Source organism: Flavobacterium sp. MMLR14_040, assembly GCF_033657265.1.
GTDB lineage: Bacteria > Bacteroidota > Bacteroidia > Flavobacteriales > Flavobacteriaceae > Flavobacterium.
The window spans coordinates 123731-145696 of sequence record NZ_JAWVWO010000002.1; the positions used below are offsets into that span (position 1 = coordinate 123731).

Here is a 21966-nt window from a genome sequence, read left to right on the forward strand (position 1 = left end):
ATTCTAATAACAACAAAGCCTTAATGAATCATTAAGGCTTTGTTGTTTAAAACTATTTTTTGTTGATTGGGGGAATTTTCTCGATCAGATTTCTCCAATATCGTTTTGGCATATGCTGAATGTGCAGTTTCATATTTTTTCTTGACTCAATATTTACACTGCTAAAATAACGTTTCCAAAGATGCTGGAAAAACTCTTCCTGTTCGTCGCATATTTCAGTTAAAAATTTAGAAGAAACGGGTCCTTGATTAAATTCTAACTCTACGGTCGAAAGGTTTTCAAGATCATAATAAATTCCATACTTACGTTTTGCATCATAAATTAACCAGCGCTGATCTGCATAGCGATTTTTAAAATGATTTTCTATAAGATGTAATACATCACATTCAGGTTCAATTATTGCATAATAAAGCTGGTCTTTGGTTAATTTAAAACGCACAAATGCTTCCATTCTATGCGCTTCTTTTCCGGTCAGTCGGGTTGCCTTTCGTATATCCCAAACTGCAGCATTACTAAAATCCTCTTCTACATTTTTTGTGGTCGAAAAAATATATTTAGCAAACTGAAACATAGTTTCTTCTATATGATTTACTTCAGATAAAAATGCTTTATGAAAACTTGAAAGTCCATCTGCCGAAAGGCGTTGTTTGAGTCCGTTTAAAACACGATTTGCTTTTTTGAAATCTGTTATCACAACATGATTGGATGAAAATAATAACGCATCACAAGCGCCATTTTTACTAAAAACAGTATCTTCCAATTTATATTCATAAATCTCAAATACGGCTGTTAGCCATCCTTCATAAGTCCCATCATAAATTACCAGTATCATTTTGATTAAAATAAGGCAAGTTGGTTAGAAAAATCATTTTTATATTTACTCTTCTGGATATTTAAAATCTTATCCTTGATTTGAATTGAAGTTAAATCCTTCTGCATCTGAAACGGTGTTGCAAAAGCCAGAAAATATTGTGACCGACTATAAGCAATACCAAATTTTTGTAAATCCTGAGGAGCTAGTTTCTTAAATTTTCTGGCGGCAACAATTTTCTGCGCACCCAAAAAACCAATTCCCGGAATGCGTTTTATAAGTTCTAAATCGGCAGTATTTATATCAACCGGAAATTGATGCAGATTTCGCAATGCCCATCCTAATTTGGGATCTATGTCAAGATCAAGATTGGGTTGATTCAACCCAACGATTTCATTAACGTTGAATCCATAATATCGAATTAACCAATCGGCCTGATACAAACGGTTTTCTCGAATAATAGGAACTGGTGTACCAATCGACGGAAGTCTGTTATCGTTACTTATGGGAACATATCCGGAATAATACACCCGTTTCATATTCATTTTTTGGTAAAAATAATCGGCCATGCCCAGAATCTCAAGATCATTTTCTTTTGTGGCGCCAATTACCATTTGCGTACTTTGCCCTGCGGGTGCAAAAAGTGGTGCTTTATAGTTTAGTTTTTTCTCTTCTTTATAACCAACAATTTCATTTTTAAGATATTCCATTGGTTTAATCACATCTTTGTGATTTTTATCCGGCGCCAGTAATTTTAAACTTTGCTCGGTTGGCATTTCAACATTTACACTTAAGCGATCTGCATACATTCCGGCTTCTTTTAACAATTCATCACTTGCTCCTGGAATTGCTTTAAGATGTATATAACCATTGAAGTTCTGTTCTAATCTTAATTTTTTCGCAATCCTAACCAAACGTTCCATGGTGTAATCTGCATTATCAAAAATACCCGAACTCAAAAAGAGTCCTTCGATATAATTTCTTCTGTAAAATCCTATCGTAAGATTAACTACTTCATCAACAGTAAAAGCTGCTCTTTTAATGTCGTTACTTTTTCGGCTCACACAATAGGCACAGTCAAAAATACAATGGTTGGTCAGTAAAATTTTCAGCAATGATACACAACGCCCGTCTTCTGTAAAAGAATGACAAATACCGTATCCCTTAGAATCTCCTAATCCTTTATCTTTATTTTTTCGATTACTTAAAGCCGAAGAACATGAAACGTCATATTTTGCAGCATCTGCCAGTATTCCCAGCTTCTCCATTACTCTCTCGTTTACCATTTTGACCTTTTTATTTGATTTGGAAATAAATTTGTTTCAATCAAAATTAGTTATAGATCGTTACAATTTTATATTTTCAACTGTTCCAAATTGTATCAAAATTGAGATAAGCAATTACATAGCATTCGTAGTGCTAAGATTTTGGTCTAAGATACTTTCTTGATAATCTTTATTTTCAAAAGCAATTTTAGGATAAAATATGAAAGGTAAAAACATAAGTCCTATAGCAACCGAATCCGTCAAATTAAAAGACTTTGTGACTTTGATATTTATTCGATATCTAAATATTATATTTAAAAAAGGCACAAATAAATAAACCTTCCATATTCTTGGCAATTCAAATTTTTTAATCAATGAAAAATAACGAAACGGATAAAACAAAGAATAAACTGGCTTAAGATTGAGTTTCTTAAACATTTGATAACGACTGAAAAATATTAGCAATATTATTGGAAAAGAAATAATTTGAAGTAAAATTAAAAAACGTTGTTCTGTTTGATAAAAATAGATAATTTCACGTATATTATTCTGAGTAAGCGCATCGAAAATTGAGTAATCAATTGGAGAACGAAATGGTTCAACACTTCCTAATCCACCATTTGGCGGAGCTATATATCCTGACGGAGGCATTGCATTTAAAGCTTTGATTCCTTCATCAGTATATTGATAGTAGTAATAATCAAATCCGTAATGAATGCTGTAAAAGATAACGGGTATTGCAAATGCTATCAAAATTGCTTTCGTGTATGAAATATTAATTTTGTATAATTCATTAAAATAATTCAAAATTATTATTGAAGATGATAACATACAGATTATCCTTATTGTATCAGCCTGCCAGGAAAAATACATAATTAGAGGATATATTAGAAAATATGTATATTTCAACAAGAGAAAACTAATAATGGTAATCAAGATTATTCTTTTCATTTTTGGTTAAGTTTAGTTATAATGCGAATATATTATTATTTATCTATTTCATACATTTTTCTAATTTTCTGATTAAACAAAAACTCTTTTCATTCTAAAAAAGAGTTAAAATGAACTGCTGGCAATAGTTTTTCCATATAAAAAAATACATTTGTCAAAACGAAAACAAAGTGATCCTTTTATCACTTATCAGCAACCGGAAAATATAGTTGTATGGATAATGAAAAATTTATTTTCTGTCTGGAAGGCGTTCCTGATGTAGATACACACGTAGTGACTCAAGTAGTTAAGAATCTGGAAGAAATAGCCATAGATCAGGGAATTTCGAGTATTTATAAAACCTGCGATACTATTGAAGGTTTAGAAGAAAGTTTGAATGTATTGCTTTATGAAGATCATAACTTTAAAGATTATGAAATTATTTATCTGGTCATGCCGGGCGAACCAAATAATATTTGCCTTCATGATTATTACTATAGCCTGGAAGAAATAGCCGAACTTTTTGAAGGAAAAATGAAAGGAAAAATTATTCATTTTGCCAATAAAAAAATACTTGACCTTAATGAAGATGAGGCGCAATATTTTCTGGATATCACCGGTGCACGCGCTATTTCAGGTTACGGCTCAACTTATAATAAAATCGCAAGCAGCAGCACGATTGATAAAGCTTTTTTTAGTTTATATCAGGACAACGATGATCTTATTGAAGTCGTAGAAGAATTGTACCAAAAACACCATGCTTTGTGTCAGCTTCTTGATTTTAGACTGTATTATTTTAAACAATGAGAAACAAAACTGCTGAAAAAGTAAAAACATACGAATCAAAAGGATTTCGGGAACGATTTCTTGGTGAAGACAATCCGATGCATTTACTTTTTAAATCAAATTCGGATCATTTTTTTTGCCTGAAAATGGAAGAGATAATGCAATTGAGATATCCAGTACCTCCGTCTAAACACAGTTGTCATACCTTGTTATTTATTACTTCGGGCGAGCATATAATGAACATTGGTTACGAAGAATACCGAACAGTTTCTCATGAAATTATTATGGTTCCTGCAGGTCAGGTTTTTTCAATAGAAAATGTAAACATCCCACATACCGGCTATGTTTGCCAGTTTCATCCTGACATTTTAATTGGAAAATATGGCAATCGCGAAATGATCAATGATTTTGATTTTTTGAAAATATCAGGAAACCCGAAAATTAGTTTAGCAGAAGAAGATGTACAATCTATTACCACAATTTTAAGTCGGTTGCAGCAGGAATATTTAGGAACTCAAACTGTAAATTTAAATATTGTACAGGCCTATTTAATTGCATTGTTTTATGAAATGAACAAGAATAGTGTACAAACTCTTAAGAGTATTTCTGCTGCCGAAATTCTTTCATCCAAGTTCAAAGAGTTAATTCACAATAATATCAAAACACACCATCAGGTTAATTATTATGCTTCATTATTAAATGTTACGCCTAATCATTTAAATAAATCTATAAAAACTGTAACAGGCAAATCTGCCGCTAAATGGATTGATGAAACCATTTTACTTGAAGCTAAATATTTACTCTTTCAAACTACTTTTTCGATAAGTGAAATTGCACTGCAGGTTGGACATGAAGATCATTCTTATTTTAGCCGATTCTTTAAAAAACACGAAGGAATAAGTCCTGTACAATATCGAAAATTGATTGATAAGTCCTAATTATTGATTACGAAATCCTAGTAAAGTTACCTTTGATTTATTGAAATTTGCCTTGTAAAAAAGAGCAAATTATGATTTATGTTTTTAAAACAACTGTTGATTCAAAATCAAAACTAGAATCAGCAACTGCAATACTTCACAAATTATTACCCTATGCATTATGGAATTTTGATCTGGAAGATTGTGATAATATTTTAAGAATTGACAGCGAGGCAGAAATATCCGAATCCATTCTTAAAAACGATATTTTTGATTGTATCGAATTAGAATAAAACCGTACATAACTCTTCTCCCCTAATTTTAATTTATTTCTATGGAAACTGCATTGCATCAAAACAAAACATTCGACACAATTGATTATTCTGATCAAAAATTATCCGACAACGAATTTATAAACTGTGAATTCATCAATTGCAACTTCTCTAAAGGTGATTTCAGTTATATTGATTTTTTAGATTGTACTTTTAAAAACTGCAATCTTTCATTGGCAATTCTTAAAAATACGGGGTTAAAAAATATCAAATTTATTGGCTGTAAATTAATGGGTTTGGACTTTAGTTCGAGTAACAGCTTTTTGTTTTCAATGAATTTTGAAGATTGCATGCTTGATTATTCGACTTTCATTTATAAAAAATTAAAGAAAACCCAGTTTATTGATTGCTCTTTGAAAGATGTTGATTTCTCGAATACAGATTTGTCTCTGGCTATTTTTAAAAACTGCGATCTTTCTAATGCCACTTTCGTGGAATGTATCTTGGAAAAAGCTGATTTTCGATCTTCAAGAAATTATGCTTTTGATCCATCTGAAAACAAAATCAAAGGAACCAAAGTTTCTCATACAGCGCTGGCAGGATTATTAGAGAAATTTGATTTGGATATTGAGTAGCTCAGTCTCAGTTTTTCAGTTTTCACTCTCATAATCTTTTGTCAAAGTTTTGAAACTTGACAAAGCTAGAAATACAAAAGGGATGTAGTACAAAACTACATCCCTTTTAAACTAACTCTATAAAAAAATCTTATTTAATCCAACGTGGATCTCCAATTGCATTATCTTTTAAAGTTTGATTACCAATTGTAAAATCACCTGCTGCAGCATTTGTAAACTGTGGGTTTAATGTTGTAGCAGCAGCATCAGGTCTGTTATTATTACCTATAAGCTGTAAATTAGCTGAATTATAATTATTATTATTTGAAAAACCAGGAGCGTTTGTTATCGTTGAATTTGTGTAAACTGCTAATCCAACTGAAAACAATGTATTAGTCACTGTTAATACATTTGATGCAAAACGTACATATAAAATTCTACTTGCAAGTGGTAATGTAGGAGCATATATAGTACATGCATCAATTGACACATTACTTGTTAAACCTGTTCCCGAGAAACCAGCAGCAGCATCTAAACGTATAAAGTCGCGTGATGAACAAGTATCAAATGTACTTTTTGTTAAAGTAATGTTTGCAACATGCGTAGTTCTAAAATCAATAAAATCAGCTCCTGAAGCATTATTTACATTTTTAATAATACTATTGTCTACAGTAAATGATTTCAATCTGGCTGCTGCATTTCCGTACATCAGTTGAGAAGGAAAATCATGAACATAACAAGCGCTTATTAATACATCTCCTAAAGGCACTGCTTGTGCTGAGCTAATTGCTATTGCGCCGCCAGTTAAAGTTTTTCCATTCAAATCCAGATCAATCAGAGACAAACTCACTGTTTCACCAGTATTAGCAGGATTATTAGCCAGAGTGAATTTCACAGTCAGTTTTGGTTTATTCTCTGGTCTTACACCTCTAAAGATAAGTGTTTTGTTTACAATCACCTCACCCGTTGTCTGATAAACACCTGGCATAAGTAATAATCTCGATCCTGATGGTGCCTGAGCTACCTTAGCTATTAAATCGTCTTGCGGATTTATTACAATGCCTTTTGTAAGATCAATACCGCTGGTAAATGTTAGTGTTCCTCTTGTTTTAGTTCCATTCTTTAAAGTAGCAGTATAATTTGTTTCTGGAGTTAAACCGGTAACAATTGCTACTCCCGCTGTTTTTTCTTCCGCTGTTATAGTGTGAGTTATATCACCCGGCTGGAATGAAATTTGAGTCACATTACTGTTAGGTGTCCATCGCAAAATAACAGAACCAGCTTCGATTTCTTCTGCCTTAATTGGCAAGAAAATTTGTTCCGATAATGTTGTAGCTGTGGTAACGGACCAATTAGAATCTGCAATACCGGTAGCACTTACCGCTTTTACTCTTATCGAATAAGTAGTTTCTCCCTCTAAGGCAACCTGTACGGGTAATTCTTTTGAAGTAACGTTTATTGTTTTATAAATCGTTTTAAACTCAGGATCATCTGCACTAAATTCTACTACATAATGATCTGCATTTTCATCTTCTTTAGCTGTCCAGTTTAATTCAACTGAAGTACTATTTCTAATTATGGCTTTAAGGCCAATCGGAGAATATTCTCTTGTATTTCCTATACCATCTAATAACTCTTCGTTATAACTTTCACAACCTGAAACTCCAATTGCAAGAAATAATACGGTTATTAATCCTATAAATATATATTTTGTTTTCATCATAATAACTTATAATTTATTATTAATTTCTAAAGATTTAATAACCGTAATCATTTTTTAACTGACCATTACTTCCGTCAATAAACACCTGCCATATTGGCCAGAATTGTCTGTTATCAGGGTTAACTCCCGGTTTATAAAGCGATGCAATTTTAGCATCTGCAGCTGTACCGGTCCATGTCCAGGCAAGAGATGTATACGTTACTCCCGGATTTGTTGTTTCTCCTCTGTTTAATCCGTAGATGTCTAAACTTACATTATCTGCTTTATACTTGTAGTACAAAGTTGAAGGTACGTCAGCATATTGACCTGCACGGGCAGCTAAATCTGTCATTTTTTGTTTTGCCTCATCTAATTTTACTTTTAACAAATTCCAACGAATTAAATTTTGTTTACGCTCCATTTCTCCGGTAAACTCATATTTATTCTCTTCAACAATAGCATTAAACATAGCTTCTTTACTACTTAGAGCGTTTACATAGTTCTCTACTTTTTCAGTCTGAACTGCTGCAGGAAATGATCTTCTTCTAATTTCTTTTAAATAAGGCATTGCTGCACCAGCTCCTTCTAATTCGTTTGCTGTTTCAGCAGCAATAAGTAGAACCTCAGCATAACGCATGTACATTTTATTCACTCCATCATCATTATCTGAAGTAACTCTGCGTGTCATCCATTCATAACGGTATTTACCAAAGTACCACGTATCTATTGAACCTAACTCTTGCTTAGCAACAGGAAATGGAGATGCCGCTACAGCAGTACCCCATTTGTAAGGTACACAAGTAACATCTCTACGCAAATCTGTCTGGTCATAATCGTAAAAAACAAATGGCAATGGACCCGCTACACCTCCACGATTAGCTCCATTAGCCTGAAACTGATCGCTAATAGAAGTATGTTTTACTGCAAACGTAAATAACATACGGCCACGACCATCAGCAAAAGGAAGTTCCCAAAGAGATTCTCCACCAGCAGTAGTAATTTCCTGATTGTATTTTCTCCACAGCCCTTCAAAAGTAGATTCCAAATGAGCAGAACCACTTTGAATAACTTCACGACATTCTTTTAATGCCAATGCATACATAGTAGCTACCGAAAGTTCAGGATCATTACTTCTTCTTACTGCATCAGGATATTGTTGATAGCCACTTGCTGCCAAAGCCAAACGCGCTCTGAATGCTTTTACAAAAGCCTTATTGATATGTTCTACTGTACTTGTAAAATTAGTTTCGTTAGGCCATGCTACCAATGTTGATGCTTCTCCTAAATCTGCTATTAACTGTTTGTAAATAACATCTCTGCTTGATTTAGGCAAATATAAAGTTGCAGTAGTAATAGGTTCAAAACGGGCCGGAACATCTCCCCATGCTTTAACTAAATCAGCATAGTAAATAGCTCTTAACGTCAAAGCTTCGCCTAAAAGCTGTCCCATTTCTGTTCCCGGTAAAGGATTTCCATATTGACGTATACCCTTAATACAAACATTAGCACGTTCAATACCCGCGTACATCATTGCATAAGCATTGGTAGTAGTGTTCATCTCCGTATTTCCCGGTCTTGCATCATAAACACACAAATCTGCTTTATCTCCTGCTGTTTGAGAAGCATTATACCACTCTGCATCTGTATTTAATCCATAATAAGGTAAAAATCTTCCTCTGTAAGAATTCGTCTCAGCAAACGGTACTTTAATTCCATCAACTGCTCCTTTTGCAAGTTCTGCTGCAGAAAAAATCAAAGATGGCTCTAATGTTGATGGTGCTGATGTGTCTAAATAGTCGTCTTCGAATTGCTGGCAAGAATTAAATAAACTTGAAATTATCAATCCTGCTATTATTATTTTATGTTTCATTTTGTGATAATTTAAAATTAGAAATTAAGATTCATCCCAAAAACCATTTGTCTGCTTCTTGGATAAGGACTTGAATCAACCCCTGGTGTCAGTGGATTTTTTCTTCTCGTTGAAACTTCCGGATCAGAACCCGTGTAGTTAGTCCAAACAAAAACATTGCTTGCTGTCAGATAGAATCTCAATTTAGAAACTCCAAGTTTTGATGTAAACATTTCAGGGGCTGTGTACCCTAATGTTAAAGTATTCAATCTTAAAAATGATGCATCTTCGACTGCCCAATCTGTAAATATTGCAGTTCTCATATAAGGAGACCACATCGTTGTATTGGCGTTAAGGGCAGCTAATGCAGTAGGTTCTGTTACTAACTGACCTGAAACGGGATCCAGATTTGTCCATCTCTTTCCGTCTGCCATAGTAGAATTTAAATTTTTATATTCCCCTGATGCAGTAGCTGTCGAGAATTCAATTTTATCAGCATTATATACATCATTACCAATACTCCAGTTAAAAGCTGCCATTAAATCAAATCCATAAGCATTTCCATTGATAACGAAACCACCCGAACTTTTAGGATTAACATTTCCAATAATTGTTTTATCTTTTAGATCTACTACACCATCTCCATTAACATCCTTCAATTTCATATCTCCAGGTTTAAGAGAACTTCCGTCCCCCACTAAAGTAGTAGCAGTAGGAGTGACTCCTGTTTTTAAAACATATTTTCCTCCTACATAATCAAAGTCCGCTACTTCATATCTTCCGTCATTTTTATAACCATACATAGTTCCTAGCGAAGAACCAACTTCTATCAGATAATCATCTCCAATTTGTGAAGAGGCCCAACCTGTAGCCGCTCCAAAATTATTCATAACCCCTAAGGAGTTAATACGGTTTTTGTTGACTCCCATATTGAATGAAAAATTCAATCCGTATTTGGCTTTTTCGATAGCCACAACATTTATAGTAGCTTCAAAACCTGTATTTTGTGTTTCTCCCATGTTACGGTATTGAAAATCATATCCTGAACCCGGAACCGGAAAATTAATTAACAAATCACTCGTAATATTTTTATATACATCAAAATTACCACTTAAGCGATTTTTGAAAAATCCGAAATCCAAACCAAAATTTTGAGTTACTGTTGTTTCCCATTTCAAATCAGGATTAGGCATTGTTTTAGAAGGCGCCCAAACACTAGTTACCCCATTGATCCATGTTGTTGGTGTAGACTGAAAAATTTGAATTTGCTGCCCAACAGGTATATTGTTATTTCCTGCTTCACCATAACTGGCTCTTACTTTTAGAAGATCTAGCCAGCTGGTTCCTTTCAGGAAACTCTCTTCAGAAATTTTCCATCCTGCTGCAAAAGCCGGGAAATATCCCCAACGATTATCTTCTGAAAATTTACTTGAACCATCTGCACGAAATGTAGCTGATAATATGTAACGATTTTTGTAGTCATAATTTGCACGTCCAAAAAATGACAATAATTTATCATCAGGACTATAATTATTATCTACTGATGCTGGTGTTCCCTGCGTTGTTAATGTTTTTGCCTGATCAAAATCAAAAAAGTTAGGATATCCATGGATCGTATTCGTTAATGTATTTGAAGTATATGTGATGCTTTCTTGTCCAAGAAGAGCTGTCAAATGATGGTTTTCACCCATTATTTTTTTGAAATCATAATTTAATGTATTAGCATTTCTAAAACGTTTATCCTTACCATCTGACATAATCATTGCCGGTTTACCCTGTAATGTGCTCATTGGAGCATTCGCTACATAATAAGTGCTGCGACCGTAAAAACGATAATCTAAAGTGCTAAAATTGTCCAGACCTAAATCTACTTTCAATTTTAAATTATCTACAATCTCCCATCCAAAAGTTCCTAACATGTTGAAATTCTTACGAAATTGCTGGCGGTTATTATCAGAAATAGAGGTAAAAGGATTTATCAATACATCTGTGCCATCTCCAGAAACATCTCCAGAAGTCAAACCTGATACTGGAATCGGGGCATAACCAACAATCGTACGCATACGCGAATCTGATGAAGATTTTTCATTTTGTTCATTTACACCTCCCCCATCAATTTCAGTATCTGAATAACGCACCGTAAAACCAACATCAATCTTATCACTTATTTTACTATTTAAAGCCAGAGAAAGGTTATTTCTTTTATAATTCGAACCTATCATGATTGCCTTTTCATCATAATGAGCATAATTAAAATTATAATTAATCTTATCACTTCCGCCTCTAATTCCTAAATCGCGACTTTGCACTTCTCCTCTGCGTCCGAAAATTTGCTTTTGCCAATTGTCTCCCTTCAAACCTTTGTACATATCCTGATCTTGCCAATTTCCAAAATACTGCGTATAAGAAGTTGGATCAGAAGCTACTTTTGTTCCTGTTTGTGATAATAAAGCATATTCGTATTGCCACTTCGTATAATCTTCAGGCGACAAAACATCAATTTGATTTGCCATCGTTTTCATACCATAAAACATATTAAAGTTTACAGCTACTTTACCGTCTTTTCCACGTTTTGTTGTAATAAGAATTACCCCATTTGCTCCACGTGATCCGTATATTGCAGTTGAAGCAGCATCTTTTAAAACAGTCATCGAATCAATATCAGATGAAGAAATATCATTCATACTATTAATTGGAAATCCATCCACAATAATTAACGGTGAAGCGTCCTGAGTAAGAGATCCGCCTCCACGAACTCTAATTCTAATATCTGCATCCGGAGAACCTTCTGATGAAGTTACCTGCACACCTGCAATTCGGCCTGTTAAAGCTTCAGCAACATTTGCAACCGGTACTTTTTTCAAATCGTTACCCGAAATAGTAGAGACTGCACCGGTCAAATCAGATTTCTTTGATGTTCCGTATCCAATTACTACTACTTCATTTAAGCTGTTTGAATCTTCAGTCATTGAAATATCTAGTTTTGTTTTTCCATCAACCGATACTTCTTTGGTTTTAAAACCTATGAAGGAAAAACTCAATACTGCTTTTGGGTTGCTAAGTTTGATCTTATAGCGGCCGTCAAAATCAGTTGAGGCAGCATTCTTCGTGCCTTTTTCTAATATATTAACACCAGGAAGTCCCAAACCTGCGTCATCTTTTACAGTACCTTCAAGCGTAACATTCTGCGCACTTATTTGATTGCTCATAAATAAGCCTAATAAGAAAACAAGTGCTAAACAGCATTTTGTTTTTTTATTAAATAAATCTTTAAAATTCATGGTTTTGTGTTTAAGTTATTAATTAGTCTAGTTTTTAGTGGTTTTTTGTTTTTTCTATATTTTATAAAATTTTTTTGGAAGCTTTAGCAATTACAACTACAACGATTTTTCTATTCAGGAAAAAGAATCTTTTTTACATTGAAAAACAACATGTAATCGATTACACAAACATAGATATTTTTTTTAGATAAAAAATTAAAATTCATAAAAATTTCCCAAAAAAAATTACATATCAAAAAATAAAGTTATTTTTTATATGACATATGTAATTTATGTCTATTATAAATATTAAATATATTTTTATTAATAACCTGTTTGATGTCTTTTTAATGAAAAAACAATCGATTACATGAAGAAATATTATAAAATTATCAGGTGTAAAAATCACACTTAAAATAATTTCAAAGGAAGTTATTCGTCCTAAAAATTAACAAATAAAATAATACGTAACTCAGTTCAACACTCAGTTCTCAGAAATAAAAAAATCATCAACAAACGTTAAAAAAATTAACTTAAAAGTTACAAAAAAACCCTTGAACAATAAATGCCCAAGGGTTCTATTTAGAATATGTATTTTATTTAAGCGCTTTGCAACTGCACCGAAGTTTTTCGGCGTTGTATTAAAATAACAGTAATAATCATGCCAATAACAGCCATTGCAACACCAATAAGATTTGGAGATGCATAACTATACCCGGCCACAAGAGGCAATCCGCCAAGAAAAGCTCCTAGTGCATTTCCTATATTAAAACTTCCCTGCAGTGAAGCCGAAGCAATCATTTCAGCATCTTTCGCTGTTCTAATCATTAACATTTGAATTGGCGCAATAACCGAAAAAGAAATAGCGCCCGTTAAAAATGTTAGAAACAAAGAAACATATTGATTAAAAGAGAAGAAGTAAACTAAAACTAAATCAACAGACATTACAAACAATAAAGCCAATGTTGTGGGAGCGGGAGAAAATTTATCGGCCAGTTTACCGCCAGCAAAGTTTCCTACCACCATTCCAAATCCTGCTAAAATCAAAATATAAGAAACATCTTCTGGTGAAAACTTAGAAACATTTATTAGTAAAGGTGCGATATAACTAATCCAGGCAAACAAACCTCCAAAACCAATTGCGGTGATTCCGATAATTAGCCATGCATCTATTTGCTTGAAAAACTTCAATTGTGTTTTCATATTCACAGTATTACCTTTCTCTAAGTTTGGCATCCACAAATAAATAAACAAAAAGGTGAGTAAACCTACAACAGCAATTAATACAAAAGTATAACGCCAAATAAAATGATGCCCTATATAAGTACCAATAGGAACACCAATTAAGTTAGCCAATGTTAAACCAGAAAACATAATCGCAATTGCCTGAGCTTCTTTTCCTTTATCTGCCAAACGGCTTGCAACTACCGCTCCTACTCCAAAAAAGGCACCATGTGGCAATCCGGAAAGAAATCGTGAAGCAAACAAAAAATTATAAGTTGGCGCAATAATAGAAAGCGCATTAAATACTGTTAGCATTAAAGCTAAAATTAAAAGCATTTTTTTTGGAGCAAAATTTCGTCCAAGGATTACCAATAATGGCGCACCAATAACAACACCTAAAGCGTAAGATGAAATTAAATATCCTGCAACGGGAATCGAGACTTTCATATCTGAGGCGATATCAGGCAATAAACCCATCATCACAAATTCGGTTATACCTATAGTTAAGCCTCCCAATGAGAGTGCAATAAGACTTTTTTTCATTTGTTTTTACAAGAAAGGAATAGATTTTCTATGGAGCAAATTTAACACTATACAGATTAAAATAAGTTGTACATTTGCGATATAAACTTGTAAATTTAAGTTATGCCGATCTTAAATCAATTTAAAACCCTGGTTATCGATGAATTTGAAGATGAGAAATTTCACCTTCCGCCACACACGCATACTTATTATGAAATTATTTATATAAAAAAAGGAAGTGGAATTCATCATCTGAACAACAACCTATTACCATATAAATCTGGAGATCTATTTGTGATTTCGCCGGAAGATGAGCATTATTTTGATATCAAAAAAAGCACTCGTTTCTTTTATATTAAGTTTACAGATAATTATTTCAATTCAAAACAGAACCTTACTTGCGACGAATTCTTAATTCATACTCCTGAAAGTTTCATGCGCGATAAAACACTAAAAGAAACGGTCCTTAAATTAGATGATCCCTGCAAAACAATATTAAGAAACACTATCGAAAACATCGCTGCTTATAATTGCAAAACCGATGTTTCGACCTCACCTATTGTGTTTTACCAGATTCTTTCGATTTTTGGATTAATCAAAGAAACCATGCGCGGTTTGAATCTTGTTATTAAAGGGAATTCTATTGATAACGAGCAAATCACTTCCTATATTCATCAAAACATTTATCAGCCAAAACTGGTTCAGATAAAAGTAATTGCAAGTCATTTTAATATTGCCGAAACTTATTTTAGCGCTTATTTCAAAAGAACATTTTCTATTAGTTATCGTGATTATATCCATAATCTACGAACAACTTTAATCGAGAAACGAATTCACAACAATCAATTGCCAATTAAACAAATTGCGTATGAATTTGGTTTCACCGATGAAAGCCATCTGTCGAATTATTTTAAAAAACGAAAAAACATGAAACCTACAGATTTCAAGAAAACATAAAATTGGAAATCTTAAATAAATAGCCGCTCTTAAAAAAAATGGCTAAATTTGTAATTCTAAAAGCATTTTCATTGACAAAAAAAATCCACATATTATTTCTTATGCTAACGCTTGGCTTCTTTTTGATGTCAAATATGGGTTATGCTTGTGGAAAAAATCCTGAAACAACTTCTTGTGAAAAGAAAGAAATTTCAAAAAAAGAAACTGCTGATTCTTGTCAAAAAGATTGTTGCAAAAAAAATCATGATTCAAAAAAGGACCAACACGGCTGTAGCGGAAAATGTGATCATTCTGGCTGTACTGCATCCGGATTGCAATTTAGTCTGATTGCTATAAATGAATTTGAATTCAATAATAATCTATTTAATTTTTCTTTTAAAAAGACAATTCCTTATTATAAAAACAGTAGTCTATCTGACGGCTTTACTTTTATTTGGCAACCGCCAAAAATAGGATAATTGTATTTGTGACAGCCATAATTGGGGCTTTGCCACAAAGTCGCTAAGGCACTAAGAATATTAAACCTTATGTTTCTGCGGCTGAGCGAGACAATCTTTCAAAAAAATATTTATGAACTTAGAGAAGATTTATATTCTCTACTAAAATTACATAAAATGAAAAAATCAATTTCAACTATAATCGCAATAATTGCATTAGTATTGAATGCAAATAGCATTCAGGCAACTACAATTAAAATAGAAACTACTACAGAAGATGTAGATTCAAGTCAGTTACAACCGGTTTACAATGCTTATTTTACAGTAAAAGATGCACTTATAAAAAGTGACAGTAAATTAACTTCGGCGAAAGCTGCAGCTTTATTAACGGCTATTTCTGCGGTAAAAATGGACAAATTAAAAAACGACGAACATACTGCCTGGATGAAAGTGATGAAAAAACTAAGTGCAGATGCTAAAATTATTTCGGCTACGACAGATCTTAAGAAACAACGTGAGACTTTTAAATCGCTTTCAAAAAACACTTACGAACTAATTAAGGTTTCAAAATCTAATGAAGTTGTTTACAAACAATATTGCCCAATGGCCGATGCTGATTGGTTGAGTAAAGAAAAAGCAGTTAAGAATCCGTACTACGGATCTTCGATGCTGACTTGTGGAAACGTGGTTGAAACAATCAAATAAATATGAAGCTTTACATCAAAAATATGGTGTGCGCTCGCTGTAAAATGGTCGTGGAGTCTGAGCTTGAAAAACTCGGACTTCAGACTATTTCTGTTGAATTGGGCGAAGTTGAACTGCAAGATCCTATTACTGAGAGTCAAAAAGAAGTTTTACTTAAAAATCTTCAAGATTTAGGTTTTGATTTAATAGATGATAAAAAAAGTAAAACAGTCGAGAAAATAAAAAATTTGATTGTTGAACTGGTTCATCATAAAAACAGTGAGCTCAAAATTAATCTTTCTGATTATTTGGCAGAAAACCTCAACCAGGATTATAATTCATTGAGCAATCTTTTTTCTGAAATCGAAAACACAACGATCGAAAAATACTTTATCAGTCAGAAAATTGAGAAAGTAAAGGAATTACTTGTTTACAACGAGCTTTCGTTAAGTGAAATCGCCGATATTTTAAACTATAGTAATGTCGCGCATTTAAGCAATCAGTTCAAGAAAATTACGGGTTTTACACCTACACACTTTAAACAATCGAAAGATAAAAAACGGATAGAGATTGAGAATTTGTAATCTAGTTTTTCTAAAGAAGAAAAGTTTATATTATTTTAATCTCGCAAAGTCGCAAAGTTTTTTGTTTTAAGGCAATAATAGGCGCCTAATTCTTCATTTCTGTGAACCGCAAAGAATGCAAAGATCACAAACATAGCCAATGGTTTCAACCATTAGGGCGCATATCGGATAAATTCGTTGCGTTCCAATGGTTGAAACCATTGGCTATATCTTTCAAAGATTCGCAAATTATTTTAGACAAAACTTTGCGTTCTTAACTGTTAAATACCATTCGTAAATCTTACAAATCATTCTCAAAATTATACAACATGAAGTAAACCTCACTTCAGAAATTTGCATTGTAATACTTTAAAAGATAAAACAATGACTCACCAATATATAATTTCAGGAATGTCGTGTGATGGCTGTCGCAAGAAAGTTGAAAAAACTTTAAACGCAGTAGAAGGAATTCAGGCAGAAGTAACTTTAAATCCTCCATTGGCGACTATTACAATGGAAAAACATATTCCGACTGAGAAATTACAAGAAGTTTTAACCGAAGCCGGAAAGTATACCATTGAGATGAATTCTCCTAAAAATGGCTCAGAACCTGCAATTAAATCTTGTTGTTCCGGTCACGGAAAAGAGGAACATAAAATACATCATCATAAAAAAGAAACAACTCACAATCACAATACAACTGGAGTTTTTTATTGTCCGATGCATTGCGAAGGCGATAAAACGTATGACAAACCGGGAGATTGCCCCGTTTGCGGAATGGATTTAGTGCCACAAGTTGCCATAAATGCGACACAATTTACCTGCCCGATGCATCCCGAAATTGTTTCGGACGAACCTGGCGATTGCCCAATTTGCGGAATGGATTTGGTTCCGATGCAGGTTTCTGAAAATGAAGAAAACAAAACCTATACTGATTTATTAAAGAAAATGAAGATTGCAATTTTATTTACGCTTCCAATCTTTATTATTTCAATGTCAGAAATGATACCTGATAATCCTCTTTTTAAAATTATGGCTATTAAAAACTGGAATTGGGTTCAGTTTTTATTTTCAATTCCGGTTTTATTTTATGCCGGATGGATGTTTTTTGTTCGTGCTTATAAATCAATTATTACATGGAATCTAAACATGTTTACGCTAATTGGAATTGGAACAAGTGTTGCATTCTTATTTAGTATTGCCGGAATGTTTTTTCCAGATATTTTTCCTTCTGAATTTAAATCGCATCACGGAACTATTCATCTATATTTTGAAGCCGCAACGGTAATTATCACTTTAGTTTTATTGGGGCAACTATTAGAAGCCAGAGCACATGGGCAAACCAACGGCGCTATAAAAGAATTATTGAAATTAGCACCAACCGAGGCCACTTTGGTCGAAAACGGACATGATAGAGTAATTTCGATTCATAATATTAAAAAAGGAGATTTATTACGCGTAAAACCAGGAGAAAAAATTCCGGTTGACGGAAAAATTACCACTGGCGAAAGCAGTATTGACGAAGCCATGATTACAGGCGAACCTATTCCTGTCGATAAAAAAGTGGGAGATCCTGTAATTGCAGGAACCATAAACGGAACAAAATCGTTTGTAATGATTGCCGAAAAAGTAGGCTCAGAAACTTTGCTTTCGCAGATTATTCAAATGGTAAATGATGCGAGTCGTTCGAGAGCACCAATCCAGAAACTGGCAGATCGAGTGGCTAAATATTTTGTTCCAACTGTTGTTGCTATTTCTATTTTGACTTTTATTTTATGGGCAAAATTCGGTCCTGAACCTTCCTATATATATGGATTAATAAATGCCATTGCGGTTTTAATAATTGCCTGCCCTTGCGCTTTAGGTTTAGCAACTCCAATGTCGGTTATGGTTGGTGTAGGCAAAGGAGCACAATTCGGTATCCTGATAAAAAATGCTGAAGCACTCGAAAACATGAATAAAATTGATGTTCTAATTACCGATAAAACCGGAACCATTACAGAAGGAAAGCCATCTGTAGAAAAAATCTATTCCAGCAATAATAATGAAGATGAATTATTGCAAAGTATTGCTTCACTAAATCAAAACAGCGAGCATCCTTTGGCGCAGGCCGTCGTTAATTTTGCAAAAGCGAAAAATCAAACTTTACTTGAAGTTCCGGATTTTGAAACCGTTGCCGGAAAAGGAGTTATCGGAACTGTAAATAACTCAAAAGTCGCTTTAGGAAACAAAAAACTAATGATTCAGGTTAATGCTTCTATTGCTGAAGATATTGAAAAGAAAATTATTGCAGAGCAAAACTTAGGCAAAACAGTTTCTTATATATCTGTAAATAAAACTGTTGTTGGTTATGTAACAATTACAGATGCCATTAAAGAAAACAGTGTAAAAGCTATTAAAGATTTGATAGATCAGGGCGTTGAAGTTATTATGATGACAGGCGACAATAAAAATACGGCCAAAGCTGTTGCTGAAAATTTACACTTAAGTTCGTTTAAAGCAGATTGCTTGCCCGAAGATAAATTGAAAGAAATTCAGCGTTTGCAAGCCGAAGGTAAAATTGTAGCAATGGCCGGCGACGGAATCAACGATGCTCCGGCTTTGGCACAAGCAAATATTGGAATCGCAATGGGAACCGGAACTGATGTTGCTATTGAAAGTGCCAAAATAACACTCGTAAAGGGAGATTTAAACGGTATTGTAAAAGCTAAAAAGCTAAGTCATTCTGTAATGAAAAACATCAAACAGAATCTATTTTTTGCGTTTATATACAATGTTTTGGGAGTTCCAATAGCTGCAGGGATTTTATATCCGGTATTCGGGATTTTGCTTTCGCCGATGTTGGCTGCTTTAGCCATGAGTTTGAGTTCAGTTTCGGTTATTGTGAATGCTTTACGATTGCGAAATCTAAATCTTTAAAAAAATCAACATGAGACTATATACCTTTTTGATTGTCTTTCTGATTGCTTTTAATACAAAAGCACAAAAAGTAGTTCGTTACGATTTACACGTTCGGGATACAATTGTAAATTTTTCCGGAAAAGAAAAGCGTGCCCTTACCGTAAACGGGCAAATTCCGATGCCAACATTGACTTTTACCGAAGGCGATATCGCAGAGATTTATGTGCATAATGATTTAAAAAACGAAGATACTGCGCTGCATTGGCATGGATTATTTCTTCCTAATAAAGAAGACGGAGTTCCATATTTAACGCAAATGCCCATAAAACCAGGAACAACTCACAAATATACTTTCCCTATTATTCAAAACGGAACCTATTGGTATCACAGTCATTCTGGTTTACAGGAACAAATTGGTTTGTACGGACTTTTTATCATCAACAAAAAGAAAGACGATGCTAGTTTTAGAAAAGGAATTGACGATTTACCAACGATTCCGGTTATCTTAAGTGAATGGACAGACTTGAAACCGGAGAATGTTCAACGAATGCTGCACAATGCAAACGACTGGTTTGCGATAAAAAAAGGAACTACGCAAAGTTATTCTGAAGCGATCCAAAAAGGACAATTTTCTACAAAAATTACCAACGAATGGAAGCGCATGAACGCGATGGACGTGAGTGATGTTTATTATGAGAAGTTTTTAATTAATGGAAAAAATGAAGATCAGCTATCGCAATTTAAAGCAGGCGACAAAGTAAGGTTGCGAATTGCCAACGGAGGCGCCTCCAGTTATTTTTGGCTTACTTATGGCGGCGGAAAAATAACGGTTGTGGCCAGCGACGGAAATGATGTCGAACCTGTAGAAGTTGACAGATTAATCATTGCAGTTTCGGAAACTTATGATATCGTCGTTACAATTCCTGAAGACAATAAATCTTTTGCCTTTTTGGCTACAGCCGAAGACAGAACCGGATCAACTTCTTTGTTTCTGGGAGACGGAACGAAACAGCCTGTTGCTCATCTTCCTAAATTAAAATATTTTGAAGGGATGAAAATGATGAATGATATGATGAAGATGAATGGCGAAATGAATGATATGGATATGAATATGTCTTTAAACAAAATGGACATGAATGCTGTAATGTATCCTGAAATTTCCGGTGAAGACGAATCTGCAAAAACAGAGGCTCATTCTATGCATAATATGGAAGGCATGGAAATGGCAAACGATACTACACAAACTGCCGAGATTACAACTTTGAATTATGGAATGCTGAAATCTCCAACCAAAACAACGCTCCCAAAAGATGCCCCGGTTAAAGAATTACGTTTTGAATTATCCGGAAACATGAACCGATATGTTTGGAGTATGGATAATAAAGTGATTTCTGAAACGGATAAAATATTAATTAAAAAAGGCGAAAACGTTCGGATTGTAATGTATAATAATTCAATGATGCGTCACCCTATGCATTTACACGGACATGATTTTAGAGTTTTAAACGAACATGGTGATTATTCTCCGCTAAAAAATGTAATTGATATTATGCCGATGGAAACGGATACCATAGAATTTCAGGCAAATGCAGATGGTGACTGGTTTTTTCATTGTCATATTTTATATCACATGATGGCAGGAATGGGACGTATTTTTAGTTATGAAAATTCAGCGCCAAATCCATTGATTCATCATCCTGAAATGGCTTATAAAATGCTAAAAATGGACGATAGAATGTTTCATTTCATGGCAGAAAATGATTTTGCTTCAAATGGAAACGACGGTGAAGCCATGTACAGCAACACGCGCTGGAGCATTGGTACTGAATGGCGTTTGGGTTACAGCGACAAACACGGTTATGAAACCGAAACCCATATTGGCCGTTATATCGGAAAAATGCAATGGTTTATGCCTTTTATTGGTTTTGACTGGCGCTATCGAAAAATGGGAATGGACGAACAGGAACAAAATCTTTTCGGACAAAGTAATACAAAAGACAATCGTTCTGTTTTTAGTGCCGGTATGGAATATACTTTACCAATGCTTGTAAAAGCACAAGTAGAGGTTTATACCGACGGAAATGTAAGACTGCAGTTTGAACGCAAAGACATTCCGCTTTCCAGACGTTTGAGAATGAACTTAATGTGGAATACAGATAAAGAATATATGGGAGGTTTGAAATATATTGTAGCCAGAAATTTTGGAATTACAACGCATTATGATAGCGATATGGGAATTGGTTTTGGAGTGAATTTGAATTACTAATTTTTT

17 protein-coding genes and 2 pseudogenes are annotated in these 21966 nt (G+C 33.8%); 11 read left to right on the forward strand and 8 right to left on the reverse strand.

From position 1 onward, the window contains the following. Positions 1-52 precede the first annotated feature (52 nt). From SD960_RS03255 to SD960_RS03265, 3 genes are all read right to left on the reverse strand, one after another. Entirely contained in the window at positions 53-832 is a 780-nt protein-coding gene (locus SD960_RS03255) for a TIGR03915 family putative DNA repair protein (protein WP_318800936.1), read from the reverse strand. Positions 833-837: 5 nt separating this feature from the next. After that, positions 838-2097 (reverse strand): putative DNA modification/repair radical SAM protein, encoded by a 1260-nt coding sequence (locus SD960_RS03260; protein WP_318800938.1) that lies wholly within the window; start codon positions 2095-2097, stop codon positions 838-840. A gap of 114 nt (positions 2098-2211) precedes the next feature. Further along, positions 2212-3027, reverse strand: a complete 816-nt coding sequence (locus tag SD960_RS03265) for a DUF5684 domain-containing protein (protein WP_318800940.1) — start codon at positions 3025-3027, stop codon at positions 2212-2214. A gap of 213 nt (positions 3028-3240) precedes the next feature. Between SD960_RS03265 and SD960_RS03270 the strand changes: the two genes are divergently transcribed. The 4 genes from SD960_RS03270 (at position 3241) to SD960_RS03285 (ending at position 5616) form a co-directional block, all read left to right on the forward strand. Continuing rightward, on the forward strand, positions 3241-3813 hold the full coding sequence (locus SD960_RS03270) for a DUF6642 family protein (RefSeq protein ID WP_318800942.1): 573 nt from the start codon (positions 3241-3243) through the stop codon (positions 3811-3813). Continuing rightward, on the forward strand, positions 3810-4730 hold the full coding sequence (locus tag SD960_RS03275) for a helix-turn-helix domain-containing protein (protein ID WP_318800943.1): 921 nt from the start codon (positions 3810-3812) through the stop codon (positions 4728-4730). The genes SD960_RS03270 and SD960_RS03275 overlap by 4 nt, the downstream gene beginning before the upstream one ends. A gap of 71 nt (positions 4731-4801) precedes the next feature. Continuing rightward, positions 4802-5002, forward strand: coding sequence for a hypothetical protein (locus tag SD960_RS03280; RefSeq protein WP_318800944.1), 201 nt, complete (start codon positions 4802-4804; stop codon positions 5000-5002). A gap of 41 nt (positions 5003-5043) precedes the next feature. Continuing rightward, positions 5044-5616 (forward strand): pentapeptide repeat-containing protein, encoded by a 573-nt coding sequence (locus SD960_RS03285; protein ID WP_318800945.1) that lies wholly within the window; start codon positions 5044-5046, stop codon positions 5614-5616. 130 nt (positions 5617-5746) lie between these two features. Here SD960_RS03285 and SD960_RS23685 read toward each other — a convergent pair whose 3' ends face one another. Further along, on the reverse strand, positions 5747-6085 hold the full coding sequence (locus SD960_RS23685) for a DUF5123 domain-containing protein (RefSeq protein WP_413230375.1): 339 nt from the start codon (positions 6083-6085) through the stop codon (positions 5747-5749). On the opposite strand from SD960_RS23685, the pseudogene SD960_RS23690 reads away from it, so the two are divergent. Next, positions 6078-6206: pseudogene (locus SD960_RS23690) on the forward strand (hypothetical protein); the annotation flags it as partial. The gene SD960_RS23685 and the pseudogene SD960_RS23690 sit on opposite strands and share 8 nt — an antisense overlap. Here the strand turns inward: SD960_RS23690 and SD960_RS03290 are convergent. From SD960_RS03290 to SD960_RS03305, 4 genes and pseudogenes are all read right to left on the reverse strand, one after another. Beyond that, a pseudogene (locus SD960_RS03290) lies at positions 6173-7318 on the reverse strand (DUF4957 domain-containing protein); the annotation flags it as partial. The pseudogenes SD960_RS23690 and SD960_RS03290 overlap by 34 nt on opposite strands. Before the next feature lie 34 nt (positions 7319-7352). Then, positions 7353-9167 (reverse strand): RagB/SusD family nutrient uptake outer membrane protein, encoded by a 1815-nt coding sequence (locus tag SD960_RS03295; RefSeq protein WP_318800947.1) that lies wholly within the window; start codon positions 9165-9167, stop codon positions 7353-7355. 17 nt (positions 9168-9184) lie between these two features. Further along, a complete protein-coding gene (locus tag SD960_RS03300; RefSeq protein WP_318800948.1) occupies positions 9185-12427 on the reverse strand; it encodes a TonB-dependent receptor in 3243 nt (1080 codons plus the stop codon). Positions 12428-13006: 579 nt separating this feature from the next. Continuing rightward, positions 13007-14173, reverse strand: coding sequence for an MFS transporter (locus tag SD960_RS03305; protein WP_318800949.1), 1167 nt, complete (start codon positions 14171-14173; stop codon positions 13007-13009). 102 nt (positions 14174-14275) lie between these two features. Between SD960_RS03305 and SD960_RS03310 the strand changes: the two genes are divergently transcribed. The 6 genes from SD960_RS03310 to SD960_RS03335 all read left to right on the forward strand — a co-directional run bounded on the left by SD960_RS03310 (position 14276) and on the right by SD960_RS03335 (position 21960). Continuing rightward, positions 14276-15109 (forward strand): AraC family transcriptional regulator, encoded by an 834-nt coding sequence (locus SD960_RS03310; RefSeq protein ID WP_318800950.1) that lies wholly within the window; start codon positions 14276-14278, stop codon positions 15107-15109. Positions 15110-15147: 38 nt separating this feature from the next. Then, positions 15148-15567 carry a hypothetical protein gene (locus SD960_RS03315; protein ID WP_318800951.1) on the forward strand — a complete coding sequence of 140 codons (420 nt, stop codon included), beginning with the start codon at positions 15148-15150 and terminating at the stop codon, positions 15565-15567. Positions 15568-15723: 156 nt separating this feature from the next. Continuing rightward, a complete protein-coding gene (locus SD960_RS03320) occupies positions 15724-16251 on the forward strand; it encodes a DUF3347 domain-containing protein (protein ID WP_318800952.1) in 528 nt (175 codons plus the stop codon). Between the two features lie 2 nt (positions 16252-16253). Next, positions 16254-16814 (forward strand): AraC family transcriptional regulator, encoded by a 561-nt coding sequence (locus SD960_RS03325; RefSeq protein ID WP_318800953.1) that lies wholly within the window; start codon positions 16254-16256, stop codon positions 16812-16814. Positions 16815-17177: 363 nt separating this feature from the next. Continuing rightward, on the forward strand, positions 17178-19712 hold the full coding sequence (locus SD960_RS03330; protein WP_318800954.1) for a heavy metal translocating P-type ATPase: 2535 nt from the start codon (positions 17178-17180) through the stop codon (positions 19710-19712). Positions 19713-19722: 10 nt separating this feature from the next. Beyond that, positions 19723-21960 carry a multicopper oxidase family protein gene (locus SD960_RS03335; protein WP_318800955.1) on the forward strand — a complete coding sequence of 746 codons (2238 nt, stop codon included), beginning with the start codon at positions 19723-19725 and terminating at the stop codon, positions 21958-21960. Positions 21961-21966 lie beyond the last annotated feature (6 nt).

Coding starts and splice junctions, on each gene's coding strand:
- SD960_RS03255 (WP_318800936.1), bottom strand. CDS start 832: ATGATACTGGTAATTTATGATGGGACTTATGAAGGATGGCTAACAGCC.
- SD960_RS03260 (WP_318800938.1), bottom strand. CDS start 2,097: ATGGTAAACGAGAGAGTAATGGAGAAGCTGGGAATACTGGCAGATGCT.
- SD960_RS03265 (WP_318800940.1), bottom strand. CDS start 3,027: ATGAAAAGAATAATCTTGATTACCATTATTAGTTTTCTCTTGTTGAAA.
- SD960_RS03270 (WP_318800942.1), top strand. CDS start 3,241: ATGGATAATGAAAAATTTATTTTCTGTCTGGAAGGCGTTCCTGATGTA.
- SD960_RS03275 (WP_318800943.1), top strand. CDS start 3,810: ATGAGAAACAAAACTGCTGAAAAAGTAAAAACATACGAATCAAAAGGA.
- SD960_RS03280 (WP_318800944.1), top strand. CDS start 4,802: ATGATTTATGTTTTTAAAACAACTGTTGATTCAAAATCAAAACTAGAA.
- SD960_RS03285 (WP_318800945.1), top strand. CDS start 5,044: ATGGAAACTGCATTGCATCAAAACAAAACATTCGACACAATTGATTAT.
- SD960_RS03295 (WP_318800947.1), bottom strand. CDS start 9,167: ATGAAACATAAAATAATAATAGCAGGATTGATAATTTCAAGTTTATTT.
- SD960_RS03300 (WP_318800948.1), bottom strand. CDS start 12,427: ATGAATTTTAAAGATTTATTTAATAAAAAAACAAAATGCTGTTTAGCA.
- SD960_RS03305 (WP_318800949.1), bottom strand. CDS start 14,173: ATGAAAAAAAGTCTTATTGCACTCTCATTGGGAGGCTTAACTATAGGT.
- SD960_RS03310 (WP_318800950.1), top strand. CDS start 14,276: ATGCCGATCTTAAATCAATTTAAAACCCTGGTTATCGATGAATTTGAA.
- SD960_RS03315 (WP_318800951.1), top strand. CDS start 15,148: ATGGCTAAATTTGTAATTCTAAAAGCATTTTCATTGACAAAAAAAATC.
- SD960_RS03320 (WP_318800952.1), top strand. CDS start 15,724: ATGAAAAAATCAATTTCAACTATAATCGCAATAATTGCATTAGTATTG.
- SD960_RS03325 (WP_318800953.1), top strand. CDS start 16,254: ATGAAGCTTTACATCAAAAATATGGTGTGCGCTCGCTGTAAAATGGTC.
- SD960_RS03330 (WP_318800954.1), top strand. CDS start 17,178: ATGACTCACCAATATATAATTTCAGGAATGTCGTGTGATGGCTGTCGC.
- SD960_RS03335 (WP_318800955.1), top strand. CDS start 19,723: ATGAGACTATATACCTTTTTGATTGTCTTTCTGATTGCTTTTAATACA.